Raw genomic sequence first — 12,285 nt, 5'->3', positions numbered from 1 at the left:
GGGACCCGATCGCCCACGGCACGCCCACGTCCTGCGGGCCGGCCGACAGGGAGTTGTTGGGCCCCTTGCGGAAGGTCGTGCCGATGGGGTGGATGGGCGGCAGGTAGACCACGTCGAAGCCCATCCCCGCGATCGCGGGCAGCCGCCGCGCGGCCGTGCGGAACGTGCCGTGCGGACGCTCGGGCGTGCCCTCGGAACGGGGGAAGAACTCGTACCACGACCCGAACAGCGCCCGCTCCCGCTCCACCAGCAGCGGCAACGGCTCCGACGCGGTCACCAACTCCCGCACCGGATACCGCGCGAGCACCGCCTGCACCTGCGGCGTCAGCGCCGCCGCGAGGCGGGTCGACACCGGCAGCGAGTCGTCCCGCAGGGTGCGCGCCGCGGTGAGCACGGCTTCACGGGCCGCCCCCCGGGGCACCCCCGCCGCCGCCCGCTCGTACAGGTCGGCGCCCTCCTCCAGGACCAGGCCGGTGTCGATGCCGGCCGGAACCTTGATGCGGGCCGTGCGGCGCCAGGTGGTCAGCGGGTCGCTCCACGCCTCCACGGTGAACGTCCAGCGCCCCTCCGCGTCCGGGGTGACCTCGGCGCCCCAGCGGTCGCTGCCGGGCGCCAGTTCGCGCATCGGCGTCCACGGGCCGGGGCGCCCCCGCGGATCGCGGAGCACGACGTTGGCGGCGACCGCGTCGTGTCCCTCGCGGAACACCGTGGCGGTGACCTGAAACGTTTCTCCAGGGACGGCCTTCGCCGGGCGCCGGCCGCCGTCCACCGCCGGACGGACATCCCGGACCGGGATGCGGCCGATGGTCTCGGTACTCCTCACGGGTCTCACCTCCGCCGTACTCGAAGCCGGGCCCTGCGGCCCGGCCGGGATCCATGCTCCGGAAGGGGGATCACCGCCCTGCCCGGGAGGGCCGTCGGCCCGCCGGAGCGCCGCGCCGTGCGACGCGCCCGCGGCAGGGGCGGCCGTTCTGCTCCTGCAGGTAGGTGGCCAGGCTGGTGCGCAGATAGAGGTCGGCCGCGTCGGCGGCCTCGCGTGCGCACCGCTTTCCCATCAGCACGCACAGGGTGTAGCCCGAGTCCTCGAAGGCGGCCCGCACCGTGCCATCGGCGGGGGCCGCGAGCATCGCGCGTTCCCAGGCCCGGTACCGCCGCAGCTGCCGGGCGACTTCGGCTCTGGCGGGTAGCAGCATGGCGCCGTTTCACCTTCCGGGCTCCCGATGGGCACGTCCCGACGGTCGGGCCGGCGCCGTGCGCACGAGCGGCACGGATCCGTTACGGCGATCGAAGCCTTCACTCATGGTGCACGTATAGCGACTCAGCGTCTTGTTAGAGCTTCAACAGTCCCGGTGATGCGCTCGTGTTGCACGAATGGGCTAGCACCCGCACTGTTGAGGTGACTCAGAAGCGATCGGTGCTCACGCTCCGTGCTCGGGAGGTCGGGTCGCCAGGCCCGGCGGAGCGGGAGCCTCGCGGTGAGGAGCCAACGACGATGAAGACCGCAGTGCCCTGCTACTACCACCTCGACGTGGAAGTCGGCCCGGAACGCGTCGGACAGGTCAGCCGCATCCTGGCGGCCCACCTCCGGTACTGGGACCTCGAACCGCTCGTCAAGCCCGTCTGCGGCAGCGCCGAACTGCTGCTGCGCACCATCGACGAGCACGCCCGGGACAAGCGCACCTCGATCGAGATGTGGTGGAACGGCCAGCACCTGATCACCGCCGTCGGGGACGACAACTGGGACCTGCGTCCCGACCAGGACCTGCGCGGCTGCCTCCAGCACATCGCCGCCATGAGCGACGGCTGGGGCTGCTGCACCACCGACACCGGCAGCAAGGTCATCTGGTTCTCGCAGCGCGCCCGCGCCGGCCGCCTGGTCCCGCTGGTGCCCAAGGCGCCCACGCCGGGCCTGCGCGAGGGGCTCCAGGTGCCCCGCGAGATCCCCGTCGCCGCCCTGGCCGCACCGCCGATCACGCCCGACGGCGCCCTGGAGGACGCACGGTGACGAAACAGCCGTACCGGAACGCAGGGGTGCCCGCCTGGAGCGGGCACCCCTACCCCTTGGGGGCCTCCTACGACGGCAGGGGCACCAACTTCGCCCTGTTCAGCGAGGTCGCCCAGCGTGTCGAACTCGTCCTCGTGGACGACGACGGGCACCACCGCACCGTGCCGCTCACCGAGGTCGACGGCTTCGTCTGGCACTGCTACCTGCCCGACGTCGGACCGGGGCAGCGCTACGGCTACCGGGTGCACGGACCCTGGCACCCGGCCGTCGGCCAGCGCTGCAACCCGGCCAAGCTGCTCCTCGACCCGTACGCCACCGCCGTGGACGGCCAGATCGACAACCACCCCTCGCTCTACGAGCGCTCGGCCGCCGGCCCCGACCCGGCCGACAGCGCCGGGCACACGATGCTCGGCGTGGTGACCGACCCGGCGTTCGACTGGGGCGACGACCGTCCGCTGCGACGGCCGTACGCGGACACCGTGATCTACGAGGCCCATGTGCGCGGGCTCACCCGCACCCACCCCGACGTGCCGCCCGAGCTGCGCGGCACCTACGCGGGGCTCGCCCACCCGGCCGTCGTCGAGCATCTGACCCGGCTCGGGGTGACGGCGGTGGAGCTGATGCCTGTGCACCAGTTCGTGCAGGACGGCCACCTCCAGGACCGCGGGCTGTCCAACTACTGGGGCTACAACACCATCGGCTTCTTCGCGCCGCACAACGCCTACGCGGCCCGCGGCACCCGCGGGGAGCAGGTCGCCGAGTTCAAGTCGATGGTCAGGGCGCTGCACGCGGCCGGCCTCGAGGTGATCCTCGACGTCGTCTACAACCACACCGCCGAGGGCAACGAGCGGGGTCCCACCCTCTCCTTCCGCGGCATCGACAACGCCTCCTACTACCGGCTGGTCGACGGCGACTGGCGGCACTACTACGACACCACCGGCACCGGCAACAGCCTGCTCATGCGGCACCCCTACGTCCTCCAGCTGATCATGGACTCGCTGCGGTACTGGGTCACCGAGATGCACGTCGACGGCTTCCGCTTCGACCTCGCGGCGACCCTGGCCCGGCAGTTCCACGAGGTGGACCGGCTCTCGGCGTTCTTCGACCTCATCCAGCAGGACCCGGTGATCAGCCGGGTCAAGCTGATCGCCGAGCCCTGGGACGTGGGGGAGGGCGGCTACCAGGTGGGCAACTTCCCGCCGCTGTGGTCGGAGTGGAACGGCATGTACCGGGACGCCGTACGGGACTTCTGGCGCGGTGAGGAGCACACGCTCGGCGAGTTCGCGTCCCGGCTGACCGGCTCCTCCGACCTGTACCAGCACAGCAGGCGCCGGCCGCGCGCCAGCGTCAACTTCGTCACCGCGCACGACGGGTTCACGCTGCGCGACCTGGTGTCGTACAACGACAAGCACAACGAGGCCAACGGCGAGGACAACCAGGACGGGGAGAGCGACAACCGGTCCTGGAACTGCGGCGCCGAGGGCGAGACGGACGACCCCGGGGTGCTGGAGCTGCGCGGCCGCCAGCAACGCAACTTCCTCGCCACGCTGCTGCTGTCGCAGGGCATCCCGATGCTCTGCCACGGCGACGAACTCGGGCGCACCCAGCGCGGCAACAACAACGCCTACTGCCAGGACAACGAGATCTCCTGGATCGACTGGCGGCTGACCGAGGAGCAGGAAGCGCTGCGCGAGTTCACCCGCCGCCTCATCGCCCTGCGCGCCGAGCACCCGGTGCTGCGCCGCCGGCGCTTCTTCCGGGGCGAGACGCCGAGGAACGCCGAGCAGCCGCTGCCCGACCTGGTGTGGCTGCTGCCCAACGCGAGCGAGATGGGGGAACAGGACTGGCAGCGCTCCGACGCGCACACCGTCGGCGTCTTCCTCAACGGCGACGCCATCGCCGAGCGCGACGCCTACGGCCGGCCGGTCGTGGACGACTCGTTCCTGCTGCTGCTCAACGGCTACTGGGAGCCGGTCGACTTCCGCCTCCCGGACGCCGCCTACGGGGAGCGCTGGACGGCCCTGATCGACACCGCCGACCCGCAGGGCGTCCCCGACGAGCGCGAGCACAAGGCCGGCACGGTGGTGCGCGTGGAGGGGCGCGGCCTGGTCCTGCTGTCCCGGCCGTCCCGCCTGCCGGGCGGCGCACGCCGCAAGGGGGACTGAGCCGGCTCCCTGGGAGACCGGCCCGACGGGGGCCCGCGTGCGGCGCGGGCCCCCGTCGCCATGCGGGCGCGGGGCGCGGGGTGCGGTCGCTCGCTCCGCGTCAGCGCGCGCGGCACGCCGTCACCGTGAACCGGGCGCCGTCCGCGTCGCGGAGCACCGCCTCGTCGGCGGTCTCCCGCAGCACGCTGCCCCCGTGCGCCTCGGCGGCGCGTGCGCAGGCCGCGACGTCCGGGACGGCGAAGTGGACCTGCCAGTGCGGGCGCACGCTCGGGTCGGGGGCCTCTCCCAGGGCGCCGGACACGATGCGGGCCACCACGTCGCCCCCGCTGCGCAGGACCACTTCGTCGCCCTCGTAGCCCACCTCGCAGCAGCCCGGCTTGGACGAGGCCCAGTCGAGGACCTCGCCGTAGAAGATCGCGGCGTCGAAGGCGTCCCGCGTGTGCAGCCGGACGAAGGCCGGGGCCGCGTGCCGCCAGGTGTCCCAGTCGGTGACCAGCTCGCCCTCCCAGATGCCGAACGTGGCGCCGTCCCGGTCGGCCAGGAGAGCCGCCCGCCCCGGCGGGAAGGAGATCGGTCCGACCGCCGTGGTGCCGCCCCGCTCCTGCACCCGCGAGACCGCCTCGTCGGCGCTGGACACCGCGAAGTACGGCGTCCAGGCGACCGCCGTCTGCAGCATTCCGGCGACCGCGGCGATCCCCGCGACCGGCGATCCCTCCGACAGGGCCACCCGGAAGCGGTCGCCGAGCTTGGCGCGCCGCCACTCCCAGCCCAGCACGGCGCTGTAGAACTCCTCGGTGGCCTGGACGTCGCGGCTGGTCAGGCTCACCCAGCAGGGCGCCCCGAAGACGGCATGGGTGGACAGGACGCCGCTCGCGCGGCCGGCGGGTGTCGTGTCGTTGCTCATGGGAGTAGATCCTGGGTCGCGGCGACCGGCAGCCACCGGTTCGACACCAGTGTCCCTCCGGATCCGGTGTCGGCGCCTGCCGAGTGCCCCGGTGGCCGATGCCGGTCCCCGTGGGCAGGATGTATCCGTGGCATCAGTACCCAGCGGGCCCGACGACGGGGCCGACCGGCTGCGGGAGCTGGAGGAGCAGGTCGCCCAGCTCAAGGAGGCCGTGGCCTCGCACGCGGTGGTCGACCAGGCGATCGGGATGATGGTCGCCCTGGGCCGGCTGACGCCGGACCAGGGCTGGGCCGTGCTGAAGGACGTCTCCCAGCACACCAACGTCAAGCTGCGCCACATCGCCGAGCTGGTCCTGATCTGGGGCCGCAACGGCGAGCTGCCCCCCAGGATCCGCGCCGAGCTGGAGGACGCCCTGGACCGGCACGGGCCGGCGCAGATCCCCGGGACCCCGTCCGAGTGACACCGGACGGGCAGGGCCGTTGGGCGGCCCACCGGGGCCGGGTGGGCCGCCCAACGGGGCTCGCTCACCGTGGTCCGGCGAGCAGTTCCTCCCGCAGCCGGGCGAAGCAGGCGCTGAGCAGCCGCGAGACGTGCATCTGGGAGATGCCCAGCTGCTCGGCGATGCAGCTCTGCGTCATGCCCTGGAAGAACCGCAGGTACAGAATGGTGCGCTCGCGCTCCGGCAGGGCCTGCAGACAGGGCGCCACGGCGACCCGGTCCACCACCACGTCGTAGCGCGGATCGGGCCCGCCGATCGCGTCCGCGAGGGCGTACCCCTCGGTGCCCGGCATCTCGGCCTCCAGGGAGAGCGCCGTGAAGCACTCCAGGGCCTCCATGCCGGTGCGCACCTCGTCCTCGGTCAGTTGCGCGTGCGCGGCGATCTCGGCCACGGACGGCGGTCGGCCCGGCGTGGTCTGCGCCAGCTCCTTGGCCGCGCGGCGCACCCGGTTGCGCAGGTCCTGGACGCGGCGCGGGACGTGCAGCGTCCACATGTGGTCGCGGAAGTGCCGCTTGATCTCGCCGGTCACGGTCGGCACGGCGTACGCCTCGAAGGCGCGCCCGCGCGCGGGGTCGTAGTGGTCGACGGCCTTGACCAGGCCGAGCGCGGCCACTTGGTACAGGTCCTCCAGGGACTCGCCGCGCCCGCGGAAACGGACCGCGATCCGCTCCGCCATCGGCAGCCAGACCCGGACCAGTTCGTCCCTGAGCGCCTTGCGTTCGGGACCGTCGGACAGTTCCCGCAGCCGCTCGAAGTCCGCGGCGGTGTCGGGTGCGTCGTCGTGGGGATGTTGCTTCGTTCTGCTGGCGGTACGCATGCGCGCGCGCCTCCCTCAGCAGGTGCCGGGTGGACAGACACCGTGGGCGCGCGCTTCGACCGCTCGGACGACACCGGGATCGGCGAACCGGCTCCCACGGACGTGCCTCCTGTCCGAAGCACTGTCATGCCCTTTCCCGGAACAAAACGGGACGAAACACCCCTGGTGAAAGTGTCGACGCGCCGCGACCGGGCGACTGCGCCGCGTCGCTCCCGGCCCCGGCACGGCCGGCCGCGGACGTGATGTGCGGCACGCCCGCCGAGCGCTCCCGCGCGGGTCCGGCGGGTTCTTCCTGCGCACGGCTTGATCAGCGATCAAGGCCGGGAAACGGCCCGCCACGGCTCATTCCGCCCATTTGACAGTGCGCTGAGCCCACGGATAGGAAGCAGCGTCGAGAGGTCGAGAGGTGCACCGTGTACGAGCCGAACGTGGTCGGGGACTGGCAGGAGTACGACGAGCATGCCGGTCTGCGTCTGCGCGTCCACCGACTGGAGCGGGCGGAGCCGCCGCGGGGGCGTGACGACGCCGCCGAGGGGCTGACGTACTTCAGCGTCCGGGTGACGGTCGAGAACCGCGGTGAGCGGCGGCTCGGCATCCACCTGGAGGACGGCCAGATCGACGTGCGCGTCGGTGCCGACGGCGAGAGCGCGTTCCTGGACTGGCGCAACTCGCAGTTCGTCGAGGGCTACGATCTGTACCCGCTGCGCCGGGTCACGGCGGTGCTGTTCGCCGCGGGGCCCGAGGAGGCGCTGTCGCAGGTGGACGTCCAGATCCAGCTGAGGGTCGACGACGACTGGACCGAGCGTAGGCTGTGGGCGGGCGGCGTCGGTCTGCCCGAGGGCGCGGCCTGCGCGCACGCCGCGTCCGGCCGGGACGGTCTGGCGCACCAGGTGAGCAACTTCCTGCGCGACCAGGCCGAGGAGGGCACCGCCTGACCCGCCGCACCGCGCCCGGCCGGCGCGGGACGCCGGTCAGTGCGGGATGCCGTCGATGATCTCGCGCGCGCCCTGGCGCAGCAGCGCCACGGCGACCGAGGTGCCCAGCGTGGCCGGGTCGAGCCGGCCCGCCCACTCGTGGGCGTTGAGCCGGGTCTTGCCGTCCGGGGTGAACACACAGGCCCGCAGGGACAGCTCGCCGCCGCGGTCGACGCGTGCGTAGCCGGCGATGGGGCTGTTGCAGTGCCCCTGGAGCACATGCAGGAACATCCGCTCCGCCGTCGCCTCCCGGTGCGTGTCCGGATCGCCGAGGGCGCTGACGGCGTCGATGACGTCGGTGTCGTCCTCGCGGCACTGCAGGGCGAGGATGCCCGCGCCGATGGGCGGCATCATCGTCTCGGTGGAGAGGACCTCGCTGATCACGTCGGTCCGGCCGATCCGCTCCAGGCCGGAGACGGCGAGCAGCAACGCGTCCGCCTCGCCGGCGGCGAGCTTGTCCAGCCGCCGGTTGGCGTTGCCGCGGAACGGCACGCAGCGAAGGTGCGGATGGGTGGCCGCCAGCTGGGCGACGCGGCGCACCGACGAGGTGCCGACGCGGGTGCCGGCCGGGAGTTCGTCCAGCGTGAGGCCGCCCGGGTGCACCAGGGCGTCGCGGATGTCGTCGCGCTCGAGGAACGCCGCGAAGACCGTGCCGGCCGGGAGCGGACGGTCGGCGGGCACGTCCTTGACGCAGTGCACCGCCAGATCGGCGTCGCCGGCCAGCAGTGCGGCGTCGACCTCCTTGGTGAACGCGCCCTTGCCCTCGACCTGGGACAGATCGCCCATCCACTTGTCGCCGGTCGTCCTCACCGGCACCACCTCGGTACGCAGACCGGGCAGCAGGGCGGCCAACTCCGCTCGTACGCGCTCCACTTGGGCGAGCGCCATGGGGGAGTCACGGGAGACGACGCGGATCACTTCGGGAACCGGCATGCGGAACACGATAGACCCTCCCGCGGCGCTCGCCCGCATTCCGGGCGCGGCCGCGGCGGGCCGCCGTCCCCGCGCGAGCGCCCCGCCCGGTGGGACGACCGGGCGGGGCGGACGCGGTCAGGCGTTCGGGTCGAAGGTGATGCCCGACGGTTTGGCCGAGGCCAGGTGGCTGTTGAAGCTGCCGTCCTTCAGGCCGAAGTTGGCGCTGCCGAAGTTGTGGGCCACCAGCTTGTCGCGCACGCCCGCCGGGTAGCCGTTCCAGCCGACCAGCGGCGGGTACTGCCAGGTCCCCTTGTGGTTCTCCGGCGGCTCGTCCCCCGCGGTGGCGGCGCGGAAGCAGTGGGTGCCGATGCCGTCCTTGTGGTACACGATCTTGGCGTGGGTGCCGTCGAAGCGGATCTGCGAGGCGGCGTGCACGGTGAAGGAGCCGTGGTTGGACGTCGAGACGTACTTCACCTGGCTGTTCTGCACCCACACCACGACGTGCTCCCAGTCGTGGCGGTGACCGCCGATGCTGGTGCCGGCGAGCGCCTGGTCCTTCTCGAAGTAGAGACCGTACAGGTAGGCGCACCAGCCGTTGTTGCACTTGTAGCGCGAGTAGCTGTTGGTGTTGTCGAGGTCCGAGGCGTCCCGGCAGTTGCCGTTGAGCGCGCCGGTCGGGCTGAGGCCGCCGTTGACCGTGCCGTCCGCGCTGATCGCGGGGGTGGAGTAACAGCCGTCCGTGTCGTAGTCGAAGGCCGGCTGGTACGTCCGCTCCGCGGCCTCCGCGTTGGCGGGCAGGGCCGGCGGCGGGGCGGCGAAGGCGGTGGCGGGGAAGGCGATGACGAGAGCGACGGCGCCGGCCAGACCGGTGCCCCATCTCCTGCGGCGAATGGACTTCTTGGACGACACTGCGTCCTCCTCCTGAACTCGGGCGCAGCCGAACGGCTGTGGGGGGAAAGGCAGTTCAGGATCCTCGAATTCCGCTTGCGCGCCAAGGCCGCCCAGGCGTCCCGCCGGTGAATCACCGCCCAATATTTGTCATGCCCCAGCGGTACGTCACACGAGGTCGTCCGGCAGGTCGGCGGCGGACTCCTCCGGCGTGAGGTCGGGCCGCAGCCGCAGCCAGGACGGCTGGCGCAGCAGCCCGGCGCGGGTACGGGTGCTGTAGCGGACCTCGCCGACCAGCCGGGGCGCCACCCAGTGCGCGCCCGGCGCCCGCGGCACGGGGTCGAAGGGACACACGTCGGTCGCGTCGGCCCGCAACAGCGCGGCCAGTTCCCGGCGTTCGGTCTCGCTCCAGCCGGTGCCGACGCTGCCGACGTAGCGCAGCCGGCCCGCGGCGCGCTGGCCGACCAGGACCGCGCCGGGCAGGCCGGCCAGCCGTCCCTTGCCGGGCAGCCAGCCGCCCACGACGACGTCCTCGCCGCGCATGTTGCGGATCTTGATCCAGGCCCGCGAGCGGACGCCCGGCTCGTACGGCGAGTCCAGCCGCTTGCAGACCAGCCCTTCCAGACCGTGCTCCAGCGTGGCGCGCAGGGCCTCGCGGCCGTGGCCGACCAGGGCGGCGGGCGTCGACCAGAACGGGCCGCTCAACCCGAGGGCGTCGAGCCGCTCGCGCCGCCGCAGGTACGGCTCCCGCAGCAGGGACGCGCCGTCCAGGTGCATGACGTCGAACAGGACCAGGTGGACGGGGACCCGGGCGGCCCGGAGCGCGGCCCGGCCGGGGGCGTGGGCGAGGCCCATCCGGGACTGGAGCAACTGGAAGTCGGCGCGCCCGTGTTCGTCCAGGGCCAGCACCTCCCCGTCCAGCACCGCGGGGGTGGAACCGAGAGCGCCGCCGAGAGGGCGCAGCTCCGGATAGGCGGCGGTGATGTCCTCGCCGGATCGGGCGCGCAGCAGCAGGCTTCCGTCGCCGGGGAGGTACACCACCGCGCGCTGGCCGTCCTGCTTGGTCTCGTACGCCCAGCGCGCGTCCTGTGCCGGGGGCGGCAGGGCGCCGGGGGTGGCGAGCATGGGGGCGATCAGCGGCAGGGTCACGGCTCGAGACTGCCGCGGCACGGCGACGGCGGGACCCCGGCACCCCCTGAGGGGCACCGGGGTCCCGCCGTTCGGCTCAGTGAGCTGGGTCGATGCGGGTGATCAGGCCCCCCGGGCCGCCGCCGGAGTCGTCGACCGCGGGAGGCGGCGTCGTGGCCGTTGGCGGGGCCGGTCGCGGGGGCCGTGGGCGTGCTGCTCGCCATGGCCGCCCCGGGCCGCCTCGCCGCGTCACCCTGGCTGCCCGGCCCCCACGCGCTGCCGGACGCGGATGGGCGCGTTGCCGGTCGCCCCGCCGACCTGGTCCCCGCCTTCGGCCCGGCTGCTGCGGCCCGCCGGGCCCGGTCACCCAGCACGTCACGGGCTCGGCCCCGCTCCCGGCCGGCGTGACGACCGGTTCGGCCGGCGGAGCGCGCCTGGCGTGGCTGCCGCGGCGGGAGCGCGGGGGACCGGGTGCGAGCGAACGCCCCGGGCACAGGCGGCGTTCGGTCGCGCGGTCGTCGGGCCGGCAGCGGTCGAGTGGTGGCCGGGCGGGCGGCCAAGGGGCGCCGGCCGGCCGGAACTTACCCTCGCGTAGCATCGGTTCGGCAGGCCACCCGAGGAGGAACCATGGCGACCCCGCGCGTCGGTGACAAGGTCGAGGACTTCGAGCTGCCGGACGAGACCGGCATGCCCCGCCGTCTGTCCGCGCTCCTCGCCGACGGACCGGTGGTGCTGTTCTTCTACCCCGCGGCCCTCACCCCCGGCTGCACCGCCGAGGCCTGCCACTTCCGGGACCTGGCCGCGGAGTTCGCCGCCGTCGGCGCCCGTCCCGTGGGCGTGAGCGGCGATCCCGTTGAACGGCAGAAGGAGTTCGCCGGACAGCACGCGCTCGGCATGCCGCTGCTGTCCGACGCCGACGGCGCCGTCCGGGAACTCTTCGGTGTGCGGCGGGGCTTCCAGCTCGCCCCGACCAAGCGCGTCACCTTCGTCGTCGCACCCGACCGCACGGTGCTGGAGGTCGTCCGCAGCGAACTGCGCATGAACGCCCACGCCGACCGGGCCCTGGCGGCCCTGCGCGCCCACCGCGGCTGAACCCGCGCCGGGCTCAGAACTCCTCGTGCGTGCGCGGATCGCCGCCGAGCCTGCGGTGGGCGCGGTCGGCGACGGCCGACATCTGCGCGGCATCCAGCGTGAAGCCGAAGACGTCCAGGTTCTGCCGCTGCCGCTCGGGGTCCGACGACTTGGGGATGGGCAGCGCGCCCAGCTGGACCTGCCAGCGCAGCACCGCCTGACCGGGCGTCACGCCGTGCGCCCGAGCGACCTCCCGCACGGCCGGGTCGTCCAGCAGGTCCGAGCCGCGGCCCAGCGGGCTCCAGCTCTCGGTCACGATGCCCTTGTCGGCGTGCAGCGCCCGCAACTCCTGCTGCGGCAGCAGCGGGTGCAGCTCGATCTGGTTCACGGAGGGCAGGACGCCGGTCTCCTTCTCCAGGCGTCCGAGGTGCTCCGCGGTGAAGTTGGAGACGCCGATCGACCGGACCAGGCCCTCCTCACGGAGCTTGATCATGGCCCGCCAGGAGTCGGCATACTTGTCGACGCGGGGCAGCGGCCAGTGGATCAGGTACAGGTCGACGTAGTCGAGGCCGAGCCGGCTGCGGGACTCCTCGAAGGAGGCGAGGGTCTCGTCGTAGCCGTGGTGCCGGCCCGGGAGCTTCGTCGTCACGAAGATCTCCTCGCGGGGCACGTCCGTGCGGGCGACGGCCCGGCCGACGCCGGTCTCGTTGCGGTAGTTGGCCGCCGTGTCGATCAGGCGGTACCCGGCGTCCAGGGCGGTCAGCACCGCCCGCTCCGCCTCCGCGTCGTCCATCGGCCAGGTGCCCAGGCCGATGCCGGGGATCGTCGTGCCGTCGTTGAGCGTGTGCGTCGGGATGCCGGCCACGGACATCACATACCTTCCCTCGACTGTGGGGTACGGCCAGTATGGGGCCGGCGA

13 protein-coding genes are annotated in these 12,285 nt (G+C 73.3%); 5 read left to right on the top strand and 8 right to left on the bottom strand.

All coding sequences use genetic code 11. From position 1 onward, the window contains the following. Together ABZY13_RS23940 and ABZY13_RS23935 are read right to left on the bottom strand one after the other, a co-directional pair. On the bottom strand, window positions 1-823 hold an 823-nt coding region (locus tag ABZY13_RS23940; RefSeq protein ID WP_356633994.1), incomplete at its 3' end, for a maltotransferase domain-containing protein. Window positions 824-893: 70 nt separating this feature from the next. Beyond that, complete coding sequence (locus ABZY13_RS23935; RefSeq protein ID WP_356633992.1) at window positions 894-1,193, bottom strand: DUF5133 domain-containing protein; 300 nt, start codon at window positions 1,191-1,193, stop codon at window positions 894-896. Window positions 1,194-1,492: 299 nt separating this feature from the next. Between ABZY13_RS23935 and ABZY13_RS23930 the strand changes: the two genes are divergently transcribed. Then, a complete protein-coding gene (locus ABZY13_RS23930) occupies window positions 1,493-2,005 on the top strand; it encodes a pep a2 (protein WP_356633990.1) in 513 nt (170 codons plus the stop codon). Further along, the gene (glgX, locus tag ABZY13_RS23925) at window positions 2,002-4,170 is read left to right on the top strand and encodes a glycogen debranching protein GlgX (protein ID WP_356633988.1); all 2,169 of its coding nucleotides are present in this window, start codon (window positions 2,002-2,004) and stop codon (window positions 4,168-4,170) included. Before ABZY13_RS23930 ends, glgX begins: the two co-directional genes overlap by 4 nt. Window positions 4,171-4,270: 100 nt before the next feature. Here glgX and ABZY13_RS23920 read toward each other — a convergent pair whose 3' ends face one another. Further along, window positions 4,271-5,074, bottom strand: a complete 804-nt coding sequence (locus tag ABZY13_RS23920) for a VOC family protein (protein ID WP_356633986.1) — start codon at window positions 5,072-5,074, stop codon at window positions 4,271-4,273. A 127-nt stretch (window positions 5,075-5,201) separates the two neighbouring features. Here ABZY13_RS23920 and ABZY13_RS23915 point away from each other — a divergent pair, with 127 nt between their 5' ends. Next, a complete protein-coding gene (locus ABZY13_RS23915; RefSeq protein WP_356633984.1) occupies window positions 5,202-5,534 on the top strand; it encodes an ANTAR domain-containing protein in 333 nt (110 codons plus the stop codon). 64 nt (window positions 5,535-5,598) lie between these two features. On the opposite strand, the gene ABZY13_RS23910 is transcribed toward ABZY13_RS23915, so the two are convergent. Continuing rightward, window positions 5,599-6,390 (bottom strand): SigB/SigF/SigG family RNA polymerase sigma factor, encoded by a 792-nt coding sequence (locus ABZY13_RS23910; protein WP_356633982.1) that lies wholly within the window; start codon window positions 6,388-6,390, stop codon window positions 5,599-5,601. Window positions 6,391-6,803: 413 nt separating this feature from the next. Between ABZY13_RS23910 and ABZY13_RS23905 the strand changes: the two genes are divergently transcribed. Further along, window positions 6,804-7,325, top strand: coding sequence for a hypothetical protein (locus tag ABZY13_RS23905; RefSeq protein WP_356633980.1), 522 nt, complete (start codon window positions 6,804-6,806; stop codon window positions 7,323-7,325). 36 nt (window positions 7,326-7,361) lie between these two features. Here the strand turns inward: ABZY13_RS23905 and hemC are convergent, their stop codons facing one another. The 3 genes from hemC to ABZY13_RS23890 all read right to left on the bottom strand — a co-directional run bounded on the left by hemC (window position 7,362) and on the right by ABZY13_RS23890 (window position 10,316). After that, a complete protein-coding gene (hemC, locus tag ABZY13_RS23900) occupies window positions 7,362-8,297 on the bottom strand; it encodes a hydroxymethylbilane synthase (protein ID WP_356633978.1) in 936 nt (311 codons plus the stop codon). A gap of 117 nt (window positions 8,298-8,414) precedes the next feature. Further along, entirely contained in the window at window positions 8,415-9,188 is a 774-nt protein-coding gene (locus ABZY13_RS23895) for an NPP1 family protein (RefSeq protein WP_356633976.1), read from the bottom strand. A gap of 147 nt (window positions 9,189-9,335) precedes the next feature. Continuing rightward, window positions 9,336-10,316, bottom strand: a complete 981-nt coding sequence (locus ABZY13_RS23890) for an ATP-dependent DNA ligase (protein ID WP_356633974.1) — start codon at window positions 10,314-10,316, stop codon at window positions 9,336-9,338. A gap of 606 nt (window positions 10,317-10,922) precedes the next feature. On the opposite strand from ABZY13_RS23890, the gene ABZY13_RS23885 reads away from it, so the two are divergent. Beyond that, on the top strand, window positions 10,923-11,387 hold the full coding sequence (locus ABZY13_RS23885; protein WP_356633972.1) for a peroxiredoxin: 465 nt from the start codon (window positions 10,923-10,925) through the stop codon (window positions 11,385-11,387). Window positions 11,388-11,400: 13 nt separating this feature from the next. Here the strand turns inward: ABZY13_RS23885 and ABZY13_RS23880 are convergent, their stop codons facing one another. Next, window positions 11,401-12,231 (bottom strand): aldo/keto reductase, encoded by an 831-nt coding sequence (locus tag ABZY13_RS23880; protein ID WP_356634002.1) that lies wholly within the window; start codon window positions 12,229-12,231, stop codon window positions 11,401-11,403. Window positions 12,232-12,285: the final 54 nt, after the last annotated feature.

It is taken from the genome of Streptomyces sp. NPDC006610 (genome assembly GCF_040611575.1).
Lineage (GTDB): Bacteria > Actinomycetota > Actinomycetes > Streptomycetales > Streptomycetaceae > Streptomyces.
Note: the sequence above shows the minus strand (reverse complement) of the source record. Positions and strands in the feature narration are given on the sequence as shown.

Excerpts from the sequence above, each read along its gene's own strand:
- ABZY13_RS23935 (WP_356633992.1), bottom strand. The coding sequence starts at position 1,193 with ATGCTGCTACCCGCCAGAGCCGAAGTCGCCCGGCAGCTGCGGCGGTAC.
- ABZY13_RS23930 (WP_356633990.1), top strand. The coding sequence starts at position 1,493 with ATGAAGACCGCAGTGCCCTGCTACTACCACCTCGACGTGGAAGTCGGC.
- ABZY13_RS23920 (WP_356633986.1), bottom strand. The coding sequence starts at position 5,074 with ATGAGCAACGACACGACACCCGCCGGCCGCGCGAGCGGCGTCCTGTCC.
- ABZY13_RS23910 (WP_356633982.1), bottom strand. The coding sequence starts at position 6,390 with ATGCGTACCGCCAGCAGAACGAAGCAACATCCCCACGACGACGCACCC.
- hemC (WP_356633978.1), bottom strand. The coding sequence starts at position 8,297 with ATGCCGGTTCCCGAAGTGATCCGCGTCGTCTCCCGTGACTCCCCCATG.
- ABZY13_RS23885 (WP_356633972.1), top strand. The coding sequence starts at position 10,923 with ATGGCGACCCCGCGCGTCGGTGACAAGGTCGAGGACTTCGAGCTGCCG.